The following is a 23,709-nucleotide window of genomic DNA, read 5'->3' on the forward strand; positions in this document are numbered from 1 at the left end:
CTAGGGTCTAGGGTCTAGGGTCTAGGAAACATAATCTCCCTTTTCTTCCCTAACAAAACCTTTCCGGATTTTAATCAAAGCGGCGATCATTGCTGCTATCTCTTTGCATTCTGCAACAATGAATAAGCCACTTTCTTTATCGATGTAACCTATATCGATGCCAATATAGGTTTGCGTAAGGAGTTCACCTAACGAGCCTTTTGCGTAATAGAGAAACCTTGATTCTTCTTTCGCGGTTTCTCTTTCAAGACCTTCTGCGATATTAGAGGGAACAGATAAAGCTGATCGCGTTATTTGATCTTTAAAGCCATAATCTTGGCAATCTCGCATGAGTTTATAGACGTTACTCGCCAAACGTGATGAACGCTTCCAAACGTCTAATTGCTCGAATTTCATGGCTCGGCTCTGAGGTTATAGCTTCTAGGACCTAGGACCTTCCTTACAAACGCATATCTACGCTTTCTTTATCTAGAACGTATTTCAGGTCGTACAATACATGTTCTGGTTTACCCAACGTACGAATTTTCTCGACACCCATTTCTTTAAATTCGTTATGAGATACCGCCATGATGATCGCGTCGTAATTACCTTGCTTTTCTTTTTCGCAAAGCGTTAAGCCATATTCATGTTGCGCTTCATCATTTGAACACCAAGGGTCCATAACATCGACGTTGATGTTGTACTCTTTTAGCTCAGAGATAATATCCACCACTTTGGTATTGCGTAGGTCTGGGCAGTTTTCTTTAAATGTTAGGCCCATAACAAGTACGTTTGCGCCTTCTACGTGAATACGTTTTTTCAGCATTTTTTTCACCAGCTGAGAAACAACGTATTGCCCCATACCATCGTTTAGGCGTCGGCCAGCCAAAATCATTTCAGGATGGTAGCCTACTGCTTGCGCTTTATGCGTTAGGTAGTACGGATCAACACCAATACAGTGACCGCCTACCAAACCTGGACGGAATGGTAAGAAGTTCCATTTAGTGCCTGCCGCTTCTAACACTTCTAGCGTATCGATACCCAGCTTGTTGAAGATGATGGATAGCTCGTTGATTAATGCAATGTTTACATCACGCTGAGTGTTTTCAATGACTTTGGCAGCTTCGGCTACTTTAATTGATGACGCTTTGTGTGTACCTGCAGTGATGATGGTTTTGTATAGCTGGTCGACAAACTCTGCGACTTCTGGCGTTGAGCCACTTGTTACTTTAAGAATGTTCGTGACTCGGTGTTCTTTATCACCAGGGTTGATTCGTTCTGGAGAGTAGCCTGCGAAAAAGTCTTGGTTAAACTTAAGGCCAGAAACACGCTCAACAACCGGAATGCAATCTTCTTCTGTTGCACCTGGGTATACGGTTGATTCATAAACGATGATATCACCCTGATTGACTACTGTACCCAATGCTTCTGAAGCTTTAATAAGAGGCGTTAAATCCGGTTGTTTGTGTTCGTCAATTGGAGTAGGAACGGTAACAATGTAAACATTGCACTCTTTGAGTTCTTGAAGAGAGGAAGTATAAGAAAGGTATTTTGCTTCTGCTAATTCATTATCGCTGCATTCTAATGTGCTATCGCGTCCGGCAGAGAGTTCATCGATACGGGCTTGATTGATATCGAAGCCAATCGTTGGTGACTTTTTGCCAAATTCCACCGCGAGTGGTAAACCAACGTAACCTAAGCCAATGATGCCAACTCTGGCGTTTTCTAATGAAAAATTCATTTTTAGTTCCTAGCAAGTTTAGATTTTTAGAACGCCTTTAGGTCTGGTTAGGGTAACCAAAGGCGTAGATAGACTAAGGACGCTCAAGGCACCCTTAAAAATTCTTAATACTTGTTAGAGTGATTTGTATTCGAATGGCGAATATGGATGTTTTAGGCATGCCGTAGACACGTTGATATGGCACATGAGTATATGTGCAACGAGAACGCGCTACGGAACTAGATACATGAATGGTAAATAGAAGGGAGGAACCTTATGCCTAGCCAATTATCACTCAAAAACTGCCATCGCAGCTTTGAATTGCCCCTCTGACGTAATGGGACATTTAGTTAATTATTTGTTTAGGCGCACTTTTTATAAAAGCCGACCTTGCCAGAAATGCAACTATGTGCTTAATTGTATTTATTGTCTGGCGACATTTTTATGTCACTCGGAGAACTTTTTTTGCTTTTTGGCACGCTACCGCCCTTAGGTCTGGCTCCTAAAGGCAATGCATTTGTTTTTTTATCATTTGTGCTCAAGGCAAAGGATTGTATAGCAAACAGGTTGCAACGAAAAGCACAACACTGACAAAAAAATGGCTTTTTTATGACAACTGGCCAAAATGCAAACTGTCAGTTTAACCAGAAAATCGTAAATTCTGCCTACCTAAAACGCGTTTTATAATACGCATTTATTCATTTTTATTTATTACAAAATGCAAAAAGTTGACTATGTGGAATATGCATCACAATTTAGTGCAACTAAAAACACCATTTGACACTCTCCTAGCATTTTGACTCCTACTTTTGTGTTTATCTGGCTGGTTGCCTCTCCCTCTTCTTTCTTGAATTCATTACATTGATGCTCATGAAAAGGAGATCGTTATGAAAGTACTTCATCATGGTGGGAAGAATACGGTGACAGGCTCTTGTCACGAACTGCAACTCGAGCACGGGAGCATTTTGATCGATTGTGGGCTATTTCAGGGTAAGGATGCATTGGTAGGCCGTCATGACCGTTCGATGGCGATAGAGTTTTCCTTAGCCAAGGTAAAAGCACTGGTGTTGACTCATGCTCATATTGACCACATAGGCCGATTACCGTGGTTACTCGCTGCGGGTTTTAAAGGTAAAATCTACTGCACACAAGCTACTGCTGAGTTGGTCCCTCTTATGCTAGAGGATGGATTAAAGCTACAACTGGGTTTAGGCAAGCATCAAAGACAGCACATCTTAAATCTAATTAAGCAACGATTGGTACCGTGCCAGTACAACACATGGCTTCCTCTTAAGGGGTTGGCTTATTTACGCTTTCAGCCTGCAGGCCATATTTTAGGCTCTGCTTATTTGGAATTTAAACTCTCAAATAATGACGTAGTTGTATTCTCCGGTGATCTCGGTCCAAGTGATACGCCTTTACTCCCTGATCCTAAGCCGCCAGAAAAAGCGGACTATTTGTTTATTGAATCGACCTATGGTGATAAGCACCATGAAAGTGTGAAAAGTAGAAGTGCTCGGCTGCTTTCTATTGTCGAACATGCACTGGAAGATGGTGGTGTGATTGTTATTCCTGCTTTTAGTGTAGGTAGAACACAAGAACTGTTATTCGATATTGAACAGCTTTTGTACCAGGAGTCTTTACATGGAGCCCTACCGATTATTCTTGATTCGCCTTTAGCAAAAAAGGTGACAAAGACTTATCGGCGCTTTAAAAAGCTTTGGGGTAAAGAAGCGAAGCAGCGTTTGGAGCAACATCGTCACCCTTTAGCGTTTGAACAATGTATTACGATTGAGACTCATGCTGAACATATGAGATTGGTGAATCGTCTGGCGAGCACTTCTGAACCGGCTATTGTGGTTGCTGCTTCTGGGATGTGCGAAGGTGGTCGAGTGGTGAATTACCTCAATGCGTTGTTACCAGATAGTCGTAATGATGTGCTGTTTGCTGGCTATCAAGCAGAGGGAACGCTAGGGAGAGAAATTCAAGAGGGTGCGAGTGAGGTTGATATCGAAGGAAAGAAAATTAAAGTGAAAGCTCAAATACATACGATGTCTGGCTATTCTGCTCATGCAGATCAATCCGATCTAATTTGCTTTGTAGAAGGAATTAATCCACCACCGAAAGAAGTGCATTTAATTCATGGTGAAAATAAAGTAAAAAGAGCCCTACAATCCAACTTAACAGAAAAAGGCTCCACCGTTGTTAAATAAGCGTCAGCTACTTACCGTTACATGTGTCTTACCAATTTGAAATCGCTTTCTAATCCAGCAGGTAATACGCCAAATGTAGCTAATGATGAAGACATAACATGTAAATGCTAATAAAAAGAGTATCAACATGACATGTTCATGCACCTGAAACACCTGCCCTAAAATTCCAAACGCGGCAAACAATAGCGCCCAGAAGGTAATGAATGCTAAAGTTTGTCGCGATGACAAACCCAACCGCATACATATGTGGTGAAGATGTAAACGATCTGCCTTAAAAGGAGACTGTTTCTTCCTTAAACGACGTAGCATGACCATTGCCATATCCATTAAAGGAACGGCAATTAGCCATAAGGCCGTGACAGGCTTCATTAAAATAGCTTGTACCTCATTAGAAATACTTTGCGAGCTATGTATTAGTAACCAAACGATAGTAAAACCAATCAGAAAGCTTCCTGAGTCTCCCATAAATACCTTAAATGAGCGCTTAGGGATCAGCTCTAGGTTACACAATATGTACGGGAACATGGAAAGCACAAAGATAAAACAGAATATTGTTAGCTTTACTTCTCCAGCTTGGTAAAACATGAACCCTAAAGCTAAAAATGTGACTGATGCTAAAGACGCCAATAAACCATCAATTCCATCGACCATATTAAATGCTGTAATACAACCAATGATAGCAATCGTTGTTAGCAAAACATTTGCACTGCCTACGTTGAGTACCCCAAATCCAAATAGATTGCCAAGCTCTGTAAGCGCAATCCCTTCACCAAGTGTAAGCCAAACGGATATAACGGTAATGACGCACAGCCTGAAAGAAGCGCTGATGTCTAACTTGTCATCTATTGTGCCGATAATAGTCAGTATTAAACCACATGCAAGAAAGTCTTGCTGATTTGGCAAAAGTTGTCCTTCAAACATACTTGCTAAAGTAATCGTGACAAAGAGGGACAAACCGCCTATTACAGGTACATCTCCAATATGCTTTTTGCGACATGATGGTCTATCGACGAAGTCATGGGCAAGAGCAAGCTTCCTGAAAGTAAACAAGCTAATAAAAGACACACTGACAGTAAGTAAAACGAGAGAGATCAAACCAAGTTCCGTTGTGATAAGTATAGTTATAAGAAACATTTTGCGGCTTTCATTAAATCAGCTGATTTAGCTAAACTTGCTTGCACGCGGTTTGTGATCTAACAGGCATTAGTTCCTGCGTTTATCAAAATCACCTACTAATTGTATATCAAATAAATTCTCTTGAATTAGATTTTATACAAAAAAGCAAGCTCAAATGCGCTTGCTTTTATAAATAGCTAGTTTTAAACAAAGCCAAACTTAGTTATGTGACGATTAGACAACGTTTAAAAATCAAAACTAGTGATTATTTGATATCAATTGCACTAAAGCTCTTAACTAGGTCATCGACTTGCTTAACCTGAGATAAGAACTGCTCTAGTTTCGCCAACGGGAACGCAGACGGGCCGTCACATTTTGCTTTATTCGGTTCAGGGTGAGCTTCCATAAACAGACCAGCAATCCCGGTTGCCATACCAGAAAGAGCTAACTCAACCGTTTGTTCACGACGTCCGCCTGACGCGGCACCAGAAGGGTCTCGCATTTGCAATGAGTGCGTCACATCAAAAATGATTGGGCTACCTTGCGATGCTTTTTTCATTACCCCAAAGCCAAGCATATCAACAACTAGGTTATCATAACCATGACAAGCACCACGTTCACACAGGATTATACGATCGTTCCCACACTCGCCAAACTTTTCTACAATATTGCCTACTTGGCCCGGGCTCATAAACTGGGGTTTCTTGACGTTGATCACAGCACCAGTTTTAGCCATCGCTTCTACAAGATCTGTCTGACGAGCTAAAAATGCAGGTAGCTGAATCACATCCACCACTTCAGCAACTGGCTGTGCTTGAGCTTCGGTATGAACATCAGTGATAATTTTCACACCAAATGTATCTTTCAACTCTTGGAAAATTTTCATCCCTTCATCAAGACCTGGACCACGATAAGAGTGCACAGAGCTACGGTTCGCTTTATCAAATGACGCCTTGAAAACATACGGAATACCAAGCTTTTCCGTTACTTTTACGTAGTACTCACAAATCTGCATCGCTAAGTCACGCGATTCTAGGACATTCATACCACCAAATAGAGTGAATGGTTTGTCATTCGCAACTTCAATATGACCGATGTTTACGGTTTTCTGGTTCATTGGGGTTTCCGTTTTTATCTTAATGAATATATTTATTTAGCTAGTAGAACATGACGAACACGTTCTAAATCTTCAAGAGTGTCAATACCGTGCTCAGGCTCCTCACTTGCCTCATCAATGACGATTTCGACGCCGTGAGCTAACGGACGTAACTGCTCCAGTTTCTCTAAAGACTCAAGAGGATGCTCAGTAAGTTGAGTAATCGCTTTTAACGTCTTTACTCGATAGGCATATAAACCGATATGTCGGAAATAGTCGCCTTGTGGCAATTCAGCTATTTCAGTAGAGAATTCATCACGCGGGTAAGGAATTGGAGCTCGACTAAAGTAAAGAGCTTTGCATCTTTCGCCTTGAGCTACTTTTACCACGTTAGGGTTGATAAAATCTTTTACATGCTTAATGCGCTGCATTAGTGTCGCAATGCCAGCGTTACTATGGGCATCAAGCAGGGCTGAGACTTGTCGTAACAGCGCGATCGGCATCAATGGCTCATCTCCTTGAAGGTTTACCACGATGTCGTCATCAGCAAAGTTTAGCTTGTTCGCCGCCTCAGCTAAGCGATCGGTGCCGGAATTGTGTTTCTCCGAGGTCATGACCGCGGTTGCACCAGCGTGACTGACAACATCAAAAATATCTTGATTATCTGTCGCTACGTAGACCGAGTCTGTCAGGGTCAGGGCACGCTCTACAACATGGGCAATCACTGGCTTACCCACCAGATCCAGCATTAGTTTGCCAGGCAATCGGCTTGAACCGAAGCGAGCTGGAATAACAATATGAATATTAGACATTAACGTTCCATCTTTGTGAGTGACGTTGATTAGAGATAAGAAGCAGATCTAAGATCGGATAAATCGCTTGAGCGTATTTTTAGCTTTCTTCATCGCAAGTAACAACTGCAACTTGGTATCTTTGACTTGCACTTTTCCAGCTTTCATTTGTGCTACACGAGTCACCGCCTGTTCTGCTGTCATCGTTTTACGCGTAATAGGGTCCACATAAGTCGGGTATTCTATCAAGGCAAAGTAAGCCAAGCTTTCGACCGAATGAGAACGCGTTCTTCTTGCGCAAATCAGCTTATCATTGGTAAGCCCCCACCCCGCATAGAATGGTAAGCCGTAACAGGTGACGCGCTTACCTCTCAACAGCGCTTCAAACCCGGTTAAGGACGTCATGGTATGAACCTCATCGACCATTTCTAATAAGCTTGCCATTGAGGCCTGCGTTTCGACATGGTCGGCCGCGCGTGTGAAATCGCCCTGCCAGTTACCGTTATCTCGTTGACCAGCCAAAACATCGGGATGTGGCTTATAAATAATGTAGGCATCCGGCTCCGCCGTCCTTACAGCTTTAAGAAGCGTCTCGTTGTGATAGATCTCCGGTGAGCCATACTTGATTGACGCATCAGACTCTACCTGGCCCGGAACCAAAATGATTTTTCGATTTTGAGGCAAAGAGACGTCGCAATCGCTACCAACATTGTATTTAGTCAGATTAGTCGCCAGCAGTTGAGTTATCAGCGCACGCGCACGTACGCAGTCCCAATCGCTATACTGCTGATTTTCCAACATGTACTCTAAGTCGCTGGGCTCTCGGACATCAAAGTAAATACCACGCGAATCGCACACAAGAGATACCGGACGATTAAAATGCACCCCTAACCCTACAGATCGGATAAAGCCATCTTCAATACAATAGTTGTTTTCATCCAACGACCCACGACCCCAGCGCAGCATTTCTTCCGCTTCGGAACTCACCTTCTCAAACCGCCAGGCTTTCAGGTAGTCACCAATCCATCGTTGTTTCCACCACGACAATTTTGATATAGAAACTGTTCTGGAAGGTTTTGCCATAACTTTGAGTGTATCCGCCATATAACTGATAATACGCTCAATATCACACCGTTCCCCAAGAATAGGATCTACATAGCGTGCATATTGTATATATGCTGCATAAAATAACTGCTCCAGTGAACGATCAACGTTTCTGCGAGGGCATTGTTGTCTATCGTTAGTCAACCCCCACCCGGCGTAAAACGGCACACCAAAACAATGAACACTCGCCCCGGCTAAGAGCGCTTCGAATCCCATCAAGCTGGAAACGGTATAGACACTTTTAACGCTGTCTAAAAAGTCCCAAGGGTTTACTTTTTCCGTGTGCACCCGAATATTCGGGTGCTCAAATGGCAGAGGGTAAAGAAAACCTTTCTTCTTTCCATGCACAACATCAGGGTGAACTTTCACCCAAACTGTTTCGTCTGGATTTTCCTCAACTGCCTGTTTAAGCATGTCAACAAATGTTTCTTGCGAGGCTTGCGCGCCCTCAACAGAAGCATCACCTAGGGTCTGATCAATCACCAATACCCTTGGTTTTTCTTCTATTAAGGTTTCATCCCGCTGGTTTTGATTGTATTTCGAGAGTCGGTACTGGCGAATCGCGTTAATACATAAGCGACTGCGCACAAGCTGATCGGCACCTAAGCCTTCGCTTTCTTTGATCAGAATTTCAAGCTTCGACGGCTGCCTTGCATCATAATAGATACCGACATCATCTACGACCAGGCTCAGAGGCTGCGCGCCCGCCACCCCTAAGCCAATAGAACGCAGAAAGCCATCTTCCAATGCAACGTAAGGGAGATCATGCTTTTCAGCATAATCTCTGGCTCGCTTTGCAGTGGCTTTAAAGCCCCAGCCGATAACCGAGTCATATTGTCCCCGATGGCAAGTAGAGCATATAACTACATCATCATTCAAAAAGCGACCCAAGTTTCGTAACTTTTTTATACCCTTCGATAGCACCAAGGTATTATTCATAGTTCAAACACTTTATTCTAAGAGAGAATAGAAAACGAAGTATAACAAGCAACTAGCTAGCTACTTTAAATAGCTTTCTCTTCACAACACCGATAGGGTCTTTCAGCAATTTTTTCATCTTGTGTTTGGCACCATACTTCTTCGGGTTTTGGCTTGGAATAATTTTACTTGCGTTATTTGCCTTCTTCGGACTTTCAATCTTTACAGGCTTTTGTTCTACCTTTGCTTTAGTAGGACTAACACTCTTATTATTACCCTGAGCTCTCAACTTAAAGTATGCCCGGTAGTAATCATAAAACCTTGTATTTGTGGAGTATGGTGTCTCTCTCCATTCACGCTCAAACCGCAACTCATCAATGATATTAACTTTGTAAAATCTTGAAAGCATCGCTATATTTCTAGAGCTACCATCGGGTTCTTTTACTACTTGGTAGTCTGTATTTGCAAATGAATATACATTATTAATGAGGTGACTAATGAACCTTTTAACTTTTTCGAAATCTGTTTCATAACCAGATCGAATCTTACTCACGGCATCATCAGCATCCAATACCTCGCATGCAATTCCTTCATGTGAGTAGTATGTTTTCCCGAAATGATATACTGGCGTTTTCGCCATCGCGCTAAGCAATCCAACTCCAGAGTTAATTAGTAAAACAGAATCACTACCTTGAATACAATCATAGATATGGGTATCTGCAGGAAGTTCAATTATATTTTCAGGCAACTGCAATGAACTCTCCAATGGGTGTTTTTTGGCAACCACCACCCAATCCTTAGAAAGCTTACTTGCAATAACTCTTAGTTGATATGAAAATTCCTCTACACTTTCCACATTACCAGAGAAATAATTAATCACACTATCATTTGGTCTTTGGAATGGGACAAATAGTATTTTCTTGTTGTCTACGCCATATTTCTCTCTAAAGAACTCGCTCCCTATCCTTTCTCCATTTTTTTCTAAAGTCTCATCATCAAGGAAAGTGTTATATATATATTCCTCAACTTCTATAGATTGCTCTTCTGTTAACTCATGGTCCCAACGCTTTCTCGAATAAGAATCGCTATCTCCATTAAAGCCATTTGGATCTATAAACCAAGAATTATTCAATGCACCTCGATCAAAGACATAGTATGGAATACCATACTCTTTACAGCCCCTGTACAAAGACAATCGGTGTTCATTCCCATAAGGGTTAAAGAAAAACACTCTATCATACTGTTTATCTTCTACTAACTCTTTTAAACTATCACTATTTGCAATTATTTTTTCATCAACAAACTCACAATTACCAATTTCAACAAATAGTTGTTTAAGAGAAGTTGCATTAATAGATTTTTTTGAAGCTAGTATCAGAATATTTTCTTTAGCGTGAATGTTTGGCAATGGTGTAATTCGTGATTTACCACTATCGTATTCATTCATCAAACGCTCAAAAATACCACGATTGATCCTGTTTCTCTTTTGGTAATTTGTTCCTACATGATTATCATGCCAAAGATGAACAAAATAAAGCCCTTCGTCCATTAGTGGTCTACCAAACATACTAAAAAAAGTTCTATAGCCTTTATAATCTAGAGAGTCATACATGTAGTTATGAGAACGAGGCTCATGTGTTTTGTAATATTTTTTACTCATATCACACAATCGATAGTGTAGTTCAAAGTCCTCAAAACCATGACCATAAAACTCTTTATGCATCCCTCCACTCATTAAATAAAATTTACGGTCTAAGAGTTTACATGATGAGGCAGGCGCATACATATGTATGATTTCTTTATCATTTTCCAAATAGGCTTGATGAATCGTAAAATTCTGATCGTAATCAGTCATGTCTAGATATTCTCTAGAGAAATTCTCTGTTAAATATAAACATGGAATGAGCTCAAGCTCATTAAAGTACTTATATTTCCCTAACCTACTTTCAATAGCTTTGTAAACTGAGTCATTAGCAAACAAATCAACATCTTGGAAAGATATAAACTGCGTATCTGCTTCTATTGCGCCTACATTTCGACATACACCACTAGAATATAATTCTCCATGTCGATTCAACCGAATATAACGAATACCCCGAGCTTTCGCAATCGGCTCAAGTTCATCAGAAATATCTTTTGAAGAGGAAAAGTCTACAAATATTCTTTTTGAGAAATCAGAAACATAAGATTCTTGCAAGAAGAATTTTGCTCTCTCATAAAGGTATGAATTTTTATCACTGCAATTGTAAGGTGTAATATAAGTTAAGGACATTTTTTACCTACTAATAAATTTTAATCTTTCCAACTAAACCCAACCGATGTGCTCTCGAATAATTCCTAATCCAAGTAAACCGATCGCCCAGCTGACTAAGCTAGCTAAGAATACTGTGATGATTGAACGGACTCGATGCGGCTCCGATGCCTCATCCGGAAGGGTTGGCTCAACGAAAGTCGCGAGGTAACGGTGTTTTCTCGAAGCTTCAATACGCGCCGCTTCCAATGATGCCAAAGCAGAGGTATAGGCTTTTTCGGCAAATTTTCGTTCAACCACTAAAGGTTCATAATCAGCAAATACACCACTTAGCGCAGACTGAGTATCGGTATCCCCTGCTATCGAATTTCTTTCACTCTGTATTTGTTGAGTGAGTGCTTTTACTTTACGCTTTAAATTGATAACAGAAGGAGCTTTGACATCCATATAACTGGTTAAAGCATTTAATTCGGCTTGGGCTTTTGCAAGCTGCGCTTCCAACTCACCGATCAACATCATTTTTGCAGTTGCTGTCTGTGTAGGGTCCAAATCCTGTGCTTGAGTACGAAAATCATTCATAAGAACACGCGCATTGGTTACCCTTTCTTCTGCCCTTTGAACCTCAGCTTCTGCAAAAGCGAGATCATCTTTTCTCGCTTGTTCAGATAGGTTATTTACCAGGATTTCACTCTGATGAAGAATGGCCTTCGCTAGTTTATTCGCATCTTCCGGAGAAAATGCTCTTACCTTAAGCGTGATAATTGTCGTTGTCGGATCATATGAAGCCGTGACAAACTTATTCCAGTAAGTTATCAGCTCCATTTGTGTTGTCTTGCGACCTAACGCAGATATCCAGTCGGCATCAGGGTGATTGAAAATGTCTTTCAAAGCCAGCTCTTTGCTTACTTCTCTGACCATATCTAAAGAGTGTATATAGTCTTGTACAATATAAGAATCTGTTGCACTACCGCCCTGAGAAGGTATTCCAGCAATGCCGCTCAATAGATCGAGCTGTTGCATCTCATTACCTTTTACAGAAAATCGCGTTTCTACAACAAACTTTCCTGATGCTATAAAACTATAGTAAATCAGAGCAATTATCGTCGGGACCAACACTACAACAATAAAACTTCTCTGTTTATTGTTCCTATTTTTCCAAAACTTATTAATAAATGTTTTATGCTTTTTCTGTAATTTCATTTTGATAATGTCAGATATTTATCGATTGCTTCATTGATATCCTCGAAAAAGGTTAATACCCCATCCGACAATACTAATCCCATATCACAATGTTCTTTTAATGTAGGCATACTATGAGACACCATGATTAAGCTAGATTTTTCACTTCGGTCTTTAAATGCCATGCGACATTTTTCCTGAAACCTTCTATCACCTACCCCGGTGATTTCATCTACCAGATAACAATCAAAGTCTATAGCCATCGACAATCCAAAAGCTAATCTCGCTTTCATACCGGAACTGTAACTCCTGATGGGCATATCAAGATAATCTCCCAGTTCAGAAAACTCTCGGACAAATGCTGTCACTTCTTTTATATTTGCGCCGTAAATTCGACTAACAAAACGTAAATTTTCTGCTCCGGTTAATGAACCGTTAAAGCCGCCCGAAAATCCCAATGGCCAGGACATTTTAACTTTTCTCTTTATGACCCCAGTAGTAGGTGCTTCCGAACCAGCAATCATCCGCAGCAACGTTGATTTCCCAGCACCGTTAACTCCCAAAAGCCCGATATTTCTGCCTCTGGGAAAACTCACAGAACAGGGTTTCAAAACTTGTTTTTTACCTTTTGGGGTTTTATATACTTTCGATACATTGATAAGATCAATCATAAATTACGTGCTTGCTCTTTTGTATATTGAGTTAAAGCTAATCCTATCAATAACATTATAACCGCGCAGGCAATGGCGTATTGATGATTAATATAAACATTTTGATATGTAGAGAAAAAGCCACTTCTCACCCATTCAACATACTGAAAAAGCGGGTTCCACTGAAGGTACTCTCTCGCCTGAGGGGGCAAACTGGCCGCAGTAAAAAAAATACCTGAGATAAAGTAGAGCGGACGATTAACTGCACTAAATAGCTTATCCCAGCTGTCAAAATAGATCCTAATCGCTGAGTTAGCCATACCTAATCCAACTGAAAATACAACCAGAACGATCAGTCCCATTAAGACATTGAACAAATCATAAATCGCTAATGCTTTACCAACTAGCTGAAGAGATACAATGATCAATGCAAATACCACTATCATTGTGATAGATTCCAGCAACGCTCGACCCATAAGTACATCAAAAGGTGTCACGTGTGGATACGCCAACAACGCTTGGTTAGCACCTAAAGCCCCCGATAACCTATTTGCGATATTACTATAGATTAACCAAGGAACAATTCCCGTAGTAAAAAAGACCGCCAAATCACCGCCGACCGGAGATTTACGCCCTAATGCAGAAAAAATTGCGACTAATATTAGCACTTGGGTTAACGGTTCAAACAAGGCCCACAAATAGCCAATCTTGCTCTTGCCGTATTTTCCCAGGGCTTCACGTAAAATAAGGGCGTATAAGACCCGCCCTTGTACTCTTAAAGCCTGTCTTAGGTCTTTCATTACATATTAAAGATTTGGATTAGTCCGACAACCTTGCTCTCATCGTCCAAAACAACTAAAGATGAAATCGAATACTGGCGCATCTTATCTTCTGCATCGGCCAACATTTCCGTGTCATAGCAAGTTTTAGGCTCAATAGTCATTATATCGCCAGCTTTTAAACTATTAAATTCAGCTTCTTTTGCCAACGCACGACGTAAGTCTCCATCAGTGATGATACCTTTCAGGTGGTCATTTTCGGTAACAATAGCCACACCTTTACGGCTCTCGTTCATTTTAATAATGACAGAGGTCATCAAATCACTAACGTCTACTAATGGTAAATTCTCGGCACTCATTTCGTCACGCACACGAGTCAACAAACGTCGTCCCAAAGAACCACCAGGGTGAAAGCGAGCAAAGTCATTTGGCATAAACTGGCGCATTTTCATCAACGCAACGGCCAACGCATCACCTAAGGCAATAGTAAGAGTTGTTGAAGTGGTTGGTGCCAAATTGTTAGGGCAAGATTCTTGGATCTGCGCTAGTAGCAATGTGACATCTGAGTTGCAGCTCATCGTAGAATCAAGTCTTCCGGTAATAGAGATGATCTTATTGCCAAATGACTTCAACGAAGGAATCAATTGCAATACTTCATCTGTTTCACCACTGTTCGAAATTAGGACAATTACATCGTCTTTCGTAATCATCCCTAAATCGCCGTGAAATGCTTCACTTGGGTGCAAAAAGAAACTTGGCGTACCAGTTGACGCTAAAGTGGCAGAAATCTTCTTTCCAACGTGACCAGATTTCCCCATTCCGCATACAATGACATGGCCTTGACAGTTGATAATATAAGAGATGGCCTTTTGATATTGCTCTAAATCAATACTATCAGCCATCTCATTCAATGCGTTCGCCTGGTGCTTAAACGTATCAACAATCGACTCCAGTGCTGGCTTTTGTTCAGCCGAAATCGAATAGTAGTCGTTAATATCTAGTGTTTTCATGCAATTCTTCTCTTTAACCAACAGTGTCTATACCGTCTTTAATCTAAAATCTGCTCTAATTTTCGCCTAAGATGCTGAGAACAAAACGAATAACCAGCCCCCTGAACCAAATATTCGTTATGCAGATAATTGATAAACCGTTGTCTAGCAACGAAATCGACCTCTGCTCTCGCTTGTGTCATCTGCTGATATGGATGATGAAAGTCAAACTCTACAGCCACACCTTTATGGGCATAAATCGACTCACCCATTAGTATCAAAGGGGCGGCGGTTTTTAATACGTCAATACTAGCACTGGAATTAATGGTAAATACAAATTCAGCAGAATCTGCCAGCTCTGCTATTTTCCCATTAACATAGTAGGTATTGTCATCAAGTTGATACTCTTTGTCGTCCAACGGATGACGCTTAATTGCTAACTTCACTTTTGCCGACTTTGCCAAACCTGCGACCAAGTTGATAACTTCCTGATTAGACTTGAAAGGACTGTGCAGTAGAAACTGTGAGTCATTTTCCAACTGGAGTAGTAGTAGAATGGAACCATGAGAACTTAATGAAGGTACTAATGTTCCCTTTTTTCTCTTAATCAGTTTGTTCGCAATACGTTTGAAATACTTTTTCAAACTATAGCTATTATGCATATAGCGGATAACTGTTCGGTTCTTGTTTATACGTTCAAAAGCAAAACCCAATAAAAAAATAAAGAAAAAAAACATCGACTTTATTGAGTCATGAGTATCTTTTGGTATAAAACTCCCCTGCTCTTTTGGGGTGTGCTGAACCTCATTACTAAATATTTTAAAATCTATCTTGCTGTTGGCATTAACACCTTGGGGATCGATAACAGTTGTAAATGGTCGAATAAGCCCCTGCTCTGTAACCAAATAATTTATACCCAACTCCTTGCATATATCAATTGCCACAGCGTGATACCACCTTGCATCATTATGCAGTAGAACGAGATTGATATCTTTTTCTATAACAAACTCTTTAAGCGCAACATAAAACCTGGCCATATAGTTCAACTCATCATTGCAAAGAGTCCGATCTTCTACTTTTTGAACATAAGCATGATGGTATGTTCGAAGTAAAGATATTTTTTCTTGGTAAGGCTGCGCTTGCTCCTTACTCACTGCTGCGATCATATTAACTGCTAGAAACTGCTTGAAAGTAGGTAGATAGATTTTTTTTGATAAACAGGAAGTAACTGCATACCTTTTCTTTCCCAATATCCCCGCTATTTTCTCGTGTAGTGGCGAGTACATTGGATCTAGCGATAACACTATATGATCAGTTTTCATAGGTTAGTTTATCGCTACATTTGCTGCTACAGCAATTTGGTAAATGATTTGCGTAATATCTTTAACTGCCTGCATTGTTTTAGTGTCAACTTTAGGTAAAACTAAGATTTGATCACCTTTTTGTATGGGTTTCCCACTATCAAATTCAACCAGGCCGTTTGCTCGCACAACTGCTATACGCTGATCCTCGGCCCTATCAGTGAAACCACCGGCCCAAGCAATGTAGTCGTCGATAGTGGCATTAGGGTTATAAACGAGCGCTTGTGGCATCAAAACCTCACCCCCCACTTGAATTAGATCTGTTTTGTTTGGAATGACAATTTGGTCACCTTGTTCTAATAATATATTAGCTACAAGACCATGTTCAGAAACGATGACTTTCCCTAGCGGCTGAACTTTACGAGCTCGTTCAGTAAACTGAAGTACCATTTCTGCTTCTTTTGCTCTGATTACAGCTTCTCCATCTGAAGACGCTGGTGCAGTAAAAATACTTCTTTCTAGCCGATTAAGAGACTCATCAATCATTTCTTTTTGCTTTTTCGCAACGCTATCTCTCAATATATAAATAGATTGGTAATCTGCAAGCATGGGATCAATAGGAATATTATTCAGCAAATCATGTAACTTAGTGCCTTTTGTAACAGCAAAGTAAGATGGTCCTAAGTAGCTCCCAGAAACCTGAACATCTATGACTTGAGCGTGTAAATCATCATTGAAGATAACTTTATCCCCGTCTCGTAATTCAAACCTCAGGAAATCTTGGTAAGTCATATAACGTGAGAATGGCCCATCTATTCGATTCCCAACAACTCCAACATGCGAAACTTTTGCGAGCGGCTTTGCATAAGCCGCTAACTTTTCTCCTAATTCACTAGAATTTTCCAGTTCAAAGCGAAAGGGATTGCGAGCCCCTCCGGATACTGTGATAGCAGCTTTCTGTGGTGTAACCAAGATAACATCACCATCTTTAAAGCTAACTTGTGGCATAACTCCAGATTGCATAAAATCATAGAGATCAACATTGATTATGATTTTACCATTTCGTAGAACTTGAATTTCTCGATAACTGCCACGTTCAGAGTCAATACCGCCAGCACGTTTAAGAAAATAAAGTATTGAATCAGAGGCCATTCCAGCGTATTGCCCTGGTCTAATGACTGGCCCACTTAGAAAAACACTAACTGGCGTCGCAGTAAGTAAATTCACATACACGTTTACGTTAGTGGTATAAACGTGTTTAATTTTTTTTGTCACAAGCTCGTTGATTTGGCTAGCTTTTGTTCCAAGGACATGAATCGGGCCAACTTCTGGTATAAAGATATTTCCTTGATTGTCCACCGTAGCAACATTAGAGTAATTTACAGCTCCCCACAGCCAGATGTTAATCTTATCCCCAGCCGCAACGAGATAATTATCATTCAAACCATCAGCTCTTTCAGTCTCATAACCACCAGCAAAAATATTTGCTGCATAAGGAGGTGGTAGTTCTTCTCCGGAGGAAGGGAGTAATTGTCTAACATCCACCTCACCTGGCAAAAGAAGATTATTTCTGTTCTCTTTATTAAATGAACCAGCAGAGAGTTTCTCGTTGGGTGGCGTCTGAGATTGGTTTAAAGTTCCAGAGGAAGAAAACGTAGGATTAGCTGCATTGAGGTTTAAATTGTTACTATCAAGCGCGAAAGCTGAATTGATACAAGCAAAGCTTGTAATTGCAACTAGCCATTGAGGTGCTTTATTTGTCATCTTCATCATTTTTAAAGCTTTTTCTCTAGTTTATCTTTAACAAGCCCATTGACCCAATACCAAGTATTTGGGGTATTGTTTTTATCTGACTTTATCGAGCACACTACATTAGAAGTGGAGTCAATGTTCACTTCTCGACAGTATAGGCCCAGTGCAGAGAAATAAATCGGCCCAACAGCAACATGATAATTTGGATGCGATATAGACACCAGTTCAGGTCTGTTCAAATATCCCCAATACTGTTCTGGAACTTCCTCCATCATTTCTATCGAAGATGACTCTTGCGTAACAAGTGGAAGATCTGCCTTAACGTGGCGAGGTTTACTCGCACATGCACTCAGCACTGTAATGGACACTAGAGAAATGAAGAGATGTTTATGTCTGAAAAATAGATGTTTTGTCATTTTTACGCACGCTACCGCCCTATGGTTAAACACGTTATCCATAACACGTATGTATTTTGGCAAATAAGATGCTTTGAGCACTCGGTGTACTCTGGACTTGCTCATCAGCTTCTCCCACAGTGAATGCCCCCTTTGAAGTGCGTACTAGGGTACAAGATAACTCTCCTTTGAGGCAAGTCCACACCCGCGGAAGAGTATACTCAATGGAGCATATTCGCAATTTTCCAATTAATTAGCTGCACGCAATTGTTTGGTAAAAAAACCAACAGTTTCATAAATACAACAAAAAAAACCTTTTATAAGAAACTATTTACAGTCTGCCCAACTTTTAACTAGAATATGAATTGGAACTATAAATAGAGTTTCAAACATCGATGTTTTAAAACTAGTTAACACAAGGATTAATAATGAAGAATACAGCTCTAGCTATTCTTATGGCTCTAAGCGCATCAACTGTATTTGCAGCAGAAGAAGCAGGTTCAGCAGGCGCAGCGTCTGCATCTGCAACAGGTACAACAGCCGTAGCAGTAGGTGCAGCTGCAGCAGTAACTGTAGTGGCAGTTGCAGCGTCAGATAGCGATTCAACATCTACTTCAACATCTACTTCTACTTCTACTTCTACTAACTAATTTCGCTTTGTAGATAGAAGATAATCGCCCTGAATGACTCAGGGCGATTTTATTTGTAAGAGGGAATAATGAATATCTTCCGAACGTCTAAATGGATACGCCCACTTCTCACTCTTCCGCTATTCGCCTTACTCTTTGGTTGTACACAAAAGTTCAATGATGTTTCAGCAACCGTTCAAGAAGCGTACGGTAACTACATCGATGTAGAGATGACCCCTGAAGAAATAAATGCCGTTCCTTATGCCAGTGCCTATTTAAAACTTGGGAATCAAAAACAGGTATTTGTTGTTTTAGCTTTTGCAGAGCGAAATCCTCTCAATGGAAAAACACAACTAAAATGGGTAAGTGCTGACAAAGCTATGATCGTTACGGAGAATGGGCATATCGTCAAAACGATAGGTCTACAGAATGGGGACTTAGCGGGTGTTTATGGTGATGTGCCAGATTTTTCTTCTGATTCAGCCTCTGTCAACTACGCACTCTCATACGACTGGGCGACACAATATCGTTATGGCTTTCCAGCAAGTGTGACTCGTTCTTACTCAGGCCAAAAAACGTTAACAACCCCTATATCCGACACGATGACCGACGTATATAAAGAAGTTGTTGAGTTTAGCAGCCTTTCTCAATCAGTCGAAAACTACTATTGGGTAAACGAGCAAGGTCAGGTTATCAAAACCTTACAATACTTAGGACCAAATATGATTCCGGTTGAGTTAACCATTTTGAAGGGATATAGCAAATCATGAGCAAGCAACTACTAACATTACTCGGTTTGGTCATGCCGCTTTTGAGTATGCCTAGCTTCGCTCAAACAGAAACCTCTGCTATGCAACCATTAAATGTTGAATTGCTAGGAGTAGGCAAACAGCTACAATTCCAAGAGCCGACTCGTTTAGAAAGCCTGTTAGCACTTGCTAAGGAGCAAAGCGTGTCTCTGCAATACTCTCTTGGTACCACTTTGTTTGACAAATCGGAACGCGCCGAAAAAAACTCTACCGCTTTAAAGAGCACAGTACTCAATCAAATGATTCAACATAATTTGGTTGCACATCCATTCTATAAATTCATTCAGAAGCAAAGCTTTGCACCACGCTTACTGTCTGCGATCGATGTTGATAAAATTCGACTAAATAAATTCGACAACCCACTGTTGCGCGGCAATCTCCTACTCGCAAGCCCTCTGCGCGAAGAAAAAGTGTATTTCTTGGGAAACTTGAATAGCGTGTATTCTATTAAAGGGCAAGCAGGCATCCCTTTGCAGAAGCAAATAGAGAATTTGAAAAGTAACATTGGTGCATTATCAACACCACCAGTGTTGATCTACCCAGATGGTCACGTAGTTAAGCCACATCACGGAGCTTGGTTAACAACACAATATTACCTACCACCTCTGACCTTGGTATATGTACCGTTTGGTGATCTTGAACGGTCTGACATGGATCAAGATATAATCCGCCTACTCACTCAACTGATACCAAATGCTACAAAGAGACCGTAATGATACCAATTAGAAAAAGCTTAACCCTTTCTTTAATGGGCCCAGCATTGGTTTGGGCTCAAGAAGTACCCTTTGAGGCTCCCTCGTTACAGCCTTCTCAATCTGATTTTGGTGGTGTTGGCTTGATGCAGATGCCAACAGGACGTATGGCTCCTGAAGGGGAATTCAACTTTTCTGTTACCGGTAGTGATGAGTACCTTTTTTACAACGTTACTCTGCAACTAATGCCTTGGTTAGAAACAACCATTCGTTATACTTCGGTGCGAGATTTGCTTTATAGTAAGGATCCTAGTTTCTCGGGAGATACAAACTATACCGATAAAGGTATTGACTTTAAAATTCGATTGCTAAAAGAATCTCAGTATATTCCTGAGCTATCACTGGGTGTTCGAGACTTTGCTGGTACCGGCTTATTCGATGGAGAATACATCGCAGCTACGAAGCGGTATTCCAACTCTGAGCTAGGGACCTTTGATTTTACTTTTGGTATTGGTTGGGGGTCGCTAGGCACTCGTGACAACATCTCTAACCCGACTTGTAAATTGTCAGATCGATTTTGTGAACGCCCCTCTGACTATTTAGATACAGGTGGCACAACTAACTTTGATAGAGCATTTAAAGGACCAACTGCATTGTTTGGTGGTGTTGAATATCAGACCTTACATGCACCATTACGCTTTAAACTCGAATACGATAGCAATGATTACAGCGAAGACTTCCCTGTGGTAAAAGGTGGCGTGGACATGACACCACATACTCCGTGGAACGTTGGTATACTGTACCGTATCGGAATGGCCGATTTTCGTTTAAGTTATGAACGCGGAGACACTTTGGTTGCAGGTTTAACGCTCAACACTAACTTCAATGACATGCCATCATTCTGGCGAGATGAGCCTACGCCAGAAGTCGAAGATAACCAACCAGAAGAACTGTCTAATGTTGACTGGGAACGTGTAACGGAAGATTTAGACAAAATTGCGGGTTACCAAAACACGCGCATTTATGTTGATGACAACACCGTAACTGTCGTTGGTGAACAGAAGAAATATCGTGACCGTACAGAGGCACATGAAAAAGCGGCGGCTGTACTTCATAATGAAATGCCTGAAGATATTGATACCTATGCGATCAATGAACGTAGCCGAGGCTTAGTCGGCGAACAAACGATTATTTCCAAGGAGAAATATCGCGACTTTGCCCAAGTTAATTACATCAACCCTAAAATAGAAGATGCAACCGCAAAAGCTAGCAATAAGCCAAGTGGAGAATCTGTCTATGATGGTTTTGAGCGTTTTGATTGGGGCTTTGCACCGAAGCTTGTTCAAACTCTCGGTAACGCAGAAGACTTCTACCTCTTTAGTGTAGGACTAAGCGGTAATGCCTCATACTGGCTGACGGATAACCTTGAAATTGGCGGCTCCTTATACTGGGATTGGTATAACAACTACGATAAGTTTAACTATGTCACTCCACCTGATGGTACTACCGTTCCTCGTGTTCGCACCATGTTCCGCGCTTACCAAAATGAACATACTGTAACCATGTCAAACCTACAATTGACTTGGTTCCAAGAGTATTCCAATACGATGGACCAGCAATTCTACGCTGGCTATCTGGAGAGCATGTTTGCCGGAGTCGGTACCGAGTTTCTTTACCGACCACAAGGAGCTAACTGGGCGATTGGCGCTGACGTCAACTTAATTTCTCAACGTGATCCACAAAGTTACTTCGGTGTTTACGATGAGAAATGGCAAAACGTGCCAGAATATGGACGTCCGTTCCAAGTTATTGATAAAGGATTCACTGGTTTTGTATCTGGTTACTACTACCCTCAATGGGAATTCCTGCAAGATTTGATGATCCAAGTCGATGTTGGTCAGTTCCTAGCTGGCGATGTTGGTACACAAATCAATGTTTCTAAGCAGTTCAAGAGTGGCGTAATTGCTGGCGCCTTTGCCTCATTTACAGACTTGTCTGCGGATGAATTTGGTGAAGGTAGCTTTACTAAAGGTTTCTACTTGTCGATTCCGTTTGACATCATGACCGTTAAGCCAAGTAACAATCGTGCGAACTTTAGTTGGCAGCCTCTTACTCGTGACGGAGGGCAGAAGCTCGGCCGCAAATACAGCTTAATTGAGTTAACCGACGAACGAAATCCTTGGTACCAAAGACCTAACCGTTCGGATGTGGAATAATAAAATAATCAAGGGAGCTGCGGCTCCCTTTTTCATATATAGATACTGAGTCATAGAAGACTAAAACCTATCTTCCTGCTTCCAATAGCGCTACTTTTCGTTTCTTGCTAGAATTCCTGAGAAAATTTTAATCTATGGTGGAAGTTCTATGATCATCGTAACTGGTGGCGCTGGCATGATCGGCAGCAACATTGTTAAAGCACTAAACGAAGCTGGTATTAACGATATCCTGGTTGTCGACAACCTAAAAAATGGCAAAAAGTTTAAGAACTTAGTTGATCTGGACATCACAGATTACATGGATCGTGACGACTTTCTGACCCAAATTATGGCGGGCGATGATTTTGGTCCGATTGAGGCAATTTTCCACGAAGGTGCTTGTTCTGCAACGACTGAGTGGGACGGTAAGTACATGATGCTAAACAACTACGAGTACTCTAAAGAGCTGCTTCATTACTGTTTAGATCGCGAGATTCCATTCCTATACGCTTCTTCAGCAGCCACTTACGGCGATACAGATACTTTCGTTGAAGAACGCGAATACGAAGGCGCACTGAATGTATACGGTTACTCGAAACAGCAGTTTGATAACTACGTTCGTCGCCTATGGCAAGACGCTGAAGAACATGGTGAGACCCTTTCTCAAATCACCGGCTTCCGCTACTTCAACGTATATGGCCCACGTGAAGACCACAAAGGTAGCATGGCATCAGTTGCGTTCCACCTAAACAACCAACTTAACGCAGGTGAAAATCCTAAATTGTTCGCGGGCAGCGAATCATTCAAACGCGACTTCGTTTACGTTGGTGATGTCTGTAAAGTAAACCTGTGGTTCTTAGAAAACGGCGTATCAGGCATTTTTAACTGTGGTACTGGCCGTGCTGAATCTTTTGAAGAGGTAGCAAAAGCAGTTATCAAACATCATGGCAAAGGCCAAATTGAAACCATCCCATTCCCTGAGCACCTAAAAGGCGCTTACCAAGAATTCACACAAGCCGATCTGACCAAACTGCGCGCCGCAGGCTGTGATGTTGAGTTCAAGACGGTTGCAGAAGGCGTTGCCGAATACTTAACTATCCAAAACCGTTAAGCACCACAAGGTGGCAGAACCATAACCTGCCACCTTTACT

20 protein-coding genes are annotated in these 23,709 nt (G+C 41.2%); 6 read left to right on the forward strand and 14 right to left on the reverse strand.

Going from position 1 to position 23,709, the window contains the following annotated elements; genetic code table 11:
- Positions 1-21: 21 nt before the first annotated feature.
- The gene (locus FR741_RS14235; protein ID WP_047009463.1) at positions 22-396 is read right to left on the reverse strand and encodes a four helix bundle protein; all 375 of its coding nucleotides are present in this window, start codon (positions 394-396) and stop codon (positions 22-24) included.
- 43 nt (positions 397-439) lie between these two features.
- Positions 440-1,720, reverse strand: coding sequence for a Vi polysaccharide biosynthesis UDP-N-acetylglucosamine C-6 dehydrogenase TviB (tviB, locus tag FR741_RS14240; protein ID WP_167426989.1), 1,281 nt, complete (start codon positions 1,718-1,720; stop codon positions 440-442).
- An 866-nt stretch (positions 1,721-2,586) separates the two neighbouring features.
- Between tviB and FR741_RS14245 the strand changes: the two genes are divergently transcribed.
- Positions 2,587-3,912, forward strand: a complete 1,326-nt coding sequence (locus FR741_RS14245; protein WP_167426990.1) for an MBL fold metallo-hydrolase RNA specificity domain-containing protein — start codon at positions 2,587-2,589, stop codon at positions 3,910-3,912.
- A gap of 3 nt (positions 3,913-3,915) precedes the next feature.
- On the opposite strand, the gene wecA is transcribed toward FR741_RS14245, so the two are convergent.
- From wecA to FR741_RS14305, 12 genes are all read right to left on the reverse strand, one after another.
- A complete protein-coding gene (gene wecA, locus FR741_RS14250; protein ID WP_053805962.1) occupies positions 3,916-5,046 on the reverse strand; it encodes a UDP-N-acetylglucosamine--undecaprenyl-phosphate N-acetylglucosaminephosphotransferase in 1,131 nt (376 codons plus the stop codon).
- A 247-nt stretch (positions 5,047-5,293) separates the two neighbouring features.
- A complete protein-coding gene (kdsA, locus tag FR741_RS14255; protein WP_006742492.1) occupies positions 5,294-6,145 on the reverse strand; it encodes a 3-deoxy-8-phosphooctulonate synthase in 852 nt (283 codons plus the stop codon).
- 32 nt (positions 6,146-6,177) lie between these two features.
- On the reverse strand, positions 6,178-6,936 hold the full coding sequence (kdsB, locus tag FR741_RS14260; protein WP_167426991.1) for a 3-deoxy-manno-octulosonate cytidylyltransferase: 759 nt from the start codon (positions 6,934-6,936) through the stop codon (positions 6,178-6,180).
- Positions 6,937-6,984: 48 nt separating this feature from the next.
- A complete protein-coding gene (locus tag FR741_RS14265; protein WP_167426992.1) occupies positions 6,985-8,958 on the reverse strand; it encodes a capsular polysaccharide biosynthesis protein in 1,974 nt (657 codons plus the stop codon).
- 52 nt (positions 8,959-9,010) lie between these two features.
- Complete coding sequence (locus FR741_RS14270) at positions 9,011-11,209, reverse strand: capsular polysaccharide export protein, LipB/KpsS family (RefSeq protein ID WP_167426993.1); 2,199 nt, start codon at positions 11,207-11,209, stop codon at positions 9,011-9,013.
- Between the two features lie 33 nt (positions 11,210-11,242).
- A complete protein-coding gene (locus FR741_RS14275) occupies positions 11,243-12,388 on the reverse strand; it encodes a capsule biosynthesis protein (RefSeq protein ID WP_167426994.1) in 1,146 nt (381 codons plus the stop codon).
- Positions 12,385-13,038: an ABC transporter ATP-binding protein gene (locus FR741_RS14280; protein ID WP_167426995.1), complete on the reverse strand. Its 654-nt coding sequence runs from the start codon at positions 13,036-13,038 to the stop codon at positions 12,385-12,387. Before FR741_RS14280 ends, FR741_RS14275 begins: the two co-directional genes overlap by 4 nt.
- Entirely contained in the window at positions 13,035-13,817 is a 783-nt protein-coding gene (locus FR741_RS14285) for an ABC transporter permease (RefSeq protein WP_167426996.1), read from the reverse strand. Before FR741_RS14285 ends, FR741_RS14280 begins: the two co-directional genes overlap by 4 nt.
- Positions 13,817-14,806, reverse strand: a complete 990-nt coding sequence (locus FR741_RS14290) for a KpsF/GutQ family sugar-phosphate isomerase (protein WP_167426997.1) — start codon at positions 14,804-14,806, stop codon at positions 13,817-13,819. The genes FR741_RS14285 and FR741_RS14290 overlap by 1 nt, the downstream gene beginning before the upstream one ends.
- 38 nt (positions 14,807-14,844) lie before the next feature.
- Positions 14,845-15,951, reverse strand: coding sequence for a capsular polysaccharide export protein, LipB/KpsS family (locus FR741_RS14295; RefSeq protein ID WP_233059790.1), 1,107 nt, complete (start codon positions 15,949-15,951; stop codon positions 14,845-14,847).
- 159 nt (positions 15,952-16,110) lie between these two features.
- Positions 16,111-17,859 (reverse strand): polysaccharide biosynthesis/export family protein, encoded by a 1,749-nt coding sequence (locus tag FR741_RS14300; RefSeq protein WP_167426999.1) that lies wholly within the window; start codon positions 17,857-17,859, stop codon positions 16,111-16,113.
- Positions 17,860-17,861: 2 nt separating this feature from the next.
- The gene (locus tag FR741_RS14305) at positions 17,862-18,359 is read right to left on the reverse strand and encodes a hypothetical protein (RefSeq protein WP_154204901.1); all 498 of its coding nucleotides are present in this window, start codon (positions 18,357-18,359) and stop codon (positions 17,862-17,864) included.
- A gap of 302 nt (positions 18,360-18,661) precedes the next feature.
- On the opposite strand from FR741_RS14305, the gene FR741_RS14310 reads away from it, so the two are divergent.
- The 5 genes from FR741_RS14310 (at position 18,662) to rfaD (ending at position 23,669) form a co-directional block, all read left to right on the forward strand.
- Positions 18,662-18,883: a hypothetical protein gene (locus tag FR741_RS14310; RefSeq protein WP_154204902.1), complete on the forward strand. Its 222-nt coding sequence runs from the start codon at positions 18,662-18,664 to the stop codon at positions 18,881-18,883.
- A 68-nt stretch (positions 18,884-18,951) separates the two neighbouring features.
- Positions 18,952-19,632 (forward strand): YjbF family lipoprotein, encoded by a 681-nt coding sequence (locus FR741_RS14315; RefSeq protein ID WP_167427000.1) that lies wholly within the window; start codon positions 18,952-18,954, stop codon positions 19,630-19,632.
- On the forward strand, positions 19,629-20,384 hold the full coding sequence (locus FR741_RS14320) for a capsule biosynthesis GfcC family protein (RefSeq protein ID WP_154204904.1): 756 nt from the start codon (positions 19,629-19,631) through the stop codon (positions 20,382-20,384). Before FR741_RS14315 ends, FR741_RS14320 begins: the two co-directional genes overlap by 4 nt.
- Positions 20,384-22,579 carry a YjbH domain-containing protein gene (locus FR741_RS14325; RefSeq protein ID WP_167427001.1) on the forward strand — a complete coding sequence of 732 codons (2,196 nt, stop codon included), beginning with the start codon at positions 20,384-20,386 and terminating at the stop codon, positions 22,577-22,579. Before FR741_RS14320 ends, FR741_RS14325 begins: the two co-directional genes overlap by 1 nt.
- A 148-nt stretch (positions 22,580-22,727) precedes the next feature.
- The gene (gene rfaD, locus FR741_RS14330; RefSeq protein ID WP_048626024.1) at positions 22,728-23,669 is read left to right on the forward strand and encodes an ADP-glyceromanno-heptose 6-epimerase; all 942 of its coding nucleotides are present in this window, start codon (positions 22,728-22,730) and stop codon (positions 23,667-23,669) included.
- The last annotated feature ends 40 nt before the right edge of the window (positions 23,670-23,709 follow it).

Origin of the sequence: Vibrio diabolicus, from assembly GCF_011801455.1 — a bacterium.
Classification (GTDB): Bacteria; Pseudomonadota; Gammaproteobacteria; order Enterobacterales; family Vibrionaceae; genus Vibrio; species Vibrio diabolicus.

Coding starts and splice junctions, on each gene's coding strand:
- FR741_RS14325 (WP_167427001.1), top strand. CDS start 20,384: ATGATACCAATTAGAAAAAGCTTAACCCTTTCTTTAATGGGCCCAGCA.
- FR741_RS14290 (WP_167426997.1), bottom strand. CDS start 14,806: ATGAAAACACTAGATATTAACGACTACTATTCGATTTCGGCTGAACAA.
- FR741_RS14295 (WP_233059790.1), bottom strand. CDS start 15,951: ATGATCGCAGCAGTGAGTAAGGAGCAAGCGCAGCCTTACCAAGAAAAA.
- FR741_RS14285 (WP_167426996.1), bottom strand. CDS start 13,817: ATGAAAGACCTAAGACAGGCTTTAAGAGTACAAGGGCGGGTCTTATAC.
- FR741_RS14235 (WP_047009463.1), bottom strand. CDS start 396: ATGAAATTCGAGCAATTAGACGTTTGGAAGCGTTCATCACGTTTGGCG.
- FR741_RS14320 (WP_154204904.1), top strand. CDS start 19,629: ATGAGCAAGCAACTACTAACATTACTCGGTTTGGTCATGCCGCTTTTG.
- tviB (WP_167426989.1), bottom strand. CDS start 1,720: ATGAATTTTTCATTAGAAAACGCCAGAGTTGGCATCATTGGCTTAGGT.
- FR741_RS14315 (WP_167427000.1), top strand. CDS start 18,952: ATGAATATCTTCCGAACGTCTAAATGGATACGCCCACTTCTCACTCTT.
- kdsA (WP_006742492.1), bottom strand. CDS start 6,145: ATGAACCAGAAAACCGTAAACATCGGTCATATTGAAGTTGCGAATGAC.
- FR741_RS14265 (WP_167426992.1), bottom strand. CDS start 8,958: ATGAATAATACCTTGGTGCTATCGAAGGGTATAAAAAAGTTACGAAAC.
- FR741_RS14305 (WP_154204901.1), bottom strand. CDS start 18,359: ATGAGCAAGTCCAGAGTACACCGAGTGCTCAAAGCATCTTATTTGCCA.
- FR741_RS14280 (WP_167426995.1), bottom strand. CDS start 13,038: ATGATTGATCTTATCAATGTATCGAAAGTATATAAAACCCCAAAAGGT.
- FR741_RS14245 (WP_167426990.1), top strand. CDS start 2,587: ATGAAAGTACTTCATCATGGTGGGAAGAATACGGTGACAGGCTCTTGT.
- kdsB (WP_167426991.1), bottom strand. CDS start 6,936: ATGTCTAATATTCATATTGTTATTCCAGCTCGCTTCGGTTCAAGCCGA.
- wecA (WP_053805962.1), bottom strand. CDS start 5,046: ATGTTTCTTATAACTATACTTATCACAACGGAACTTGGTTTGATCTCT.
- FR741_RS14300 (WP_167426999.1), bottom strand. CDS start 17,859: ATGATGAAGATGACAAATAAAGCACCTCAATGGCTAGTTGCAATTACA.
- FR741_RS14310 (WP_154204902.1), top strand. CDS start 18,662: ATGAAGAATACAGCTCTAGCTATTCTTATGGCTCTAAGCGCATCAACT.
- rfaD (WP_048626024.1), top strand. CDS start 22,728: ATGATCATCGTAACTGGTGGCGCTGGCATGATCGGCAGCAACATTGTT.
- FR741_RS14270 (WP_167426993.1), bottom strand. CDS start 11,209: ATGTCCTTAACTTATATTACACCTTACAATTGCAGTGATAAAAATTCA.
- FR741_RS14275 (WP_167426994.1), bottom strand. CDS start 12,388: ATGAAATTACAGAAAAAGCATAAAACATTTATTAATAAGTTTTGGAAA.